Source organism: Azospirillum formosense (assembly GCF_013340925.1).
Lineage (GTDB): Bacteria > Pseudomonadota > Alphaproteobacteria > Azospirillales > Azospirillaceae > Azospirillum > Azospirillum formosense.
On record NZ_WHOR01000548.1, the window covers coordinates 1 to 682 of the forward strand.

The window sequence follows — 682 nt, forward strand, 5'->3', positions numbered from 1 at the left end:
ACCCGAAGGTGGTGCGCTAACCGGCAACGGAGGCAGCCAACCACGGTCAGGTCAGCGACTGGGGTGAAGTCGTAACAAGGTAGCCGTAGGGGAACCTGCGGCTGGATCACCTCCTTTCTAAGGAAAGCCGGCCCGTCCTATCGGGCCGCGAGCCGACCAAGAAGCCGCCGCCGGCGCATCCCTTCTCGACAGCCAATCCAAGATGAAGCGGGCATTTCAAAATGCCCGTTCATGAATGGCTGCCGGGAAGTGGTAGGGCGTTGCTTTCGAAGCGACGCGGATCTTTGACAATCGTGAATAAAGTCGAGAATAGTGACCGAGGATGCATCTTCATGAGCGTCCGGGCACAAGGGGCGGTTTGTCCCTGTGCGCGACGTTCGCGAGAAGGATCAAGCGTCTGAAGGGCATCTGGTGAATGCCTTGGCACTGAGAGGCGATGAAGGACGCAGCACGTTGCGATAAGCCATGGGGAGCCGCGAGCAGGCTTTGATCCGTGGATTTCCGAATGGGGCAACCCACCGCGCAAGCGGTATCCTCACCTGAATTCATAGGGTGGGGAGGCGAACCCGGCGAACTGAAACATCTAAGTAGCCGGAGGAAAGGACATCAACCGAGACTCCGCTAGTAGTGGCGAGCGAACGCGGACCAGGCCAGTGGTTGGACCGACATAACCGGAAGCGTC

At 59.1% G+C, this 682-nt stretch carries 2 rRNA genes; both read left to right on the forward strand.

The features are described from left to right. A 16S ribosomal RNA gene (locus GBZ26_RS29760) occupies nt 1-117 on the forward strand; the annotation flags it as partial. A gap of 270 nt (nt 118-387) precedes the next feature. Further along, nucleotides 388-682 (forward strand): 23S ribosomal RNA (locus GBZ26_RS29765); the annotation flags it as partial.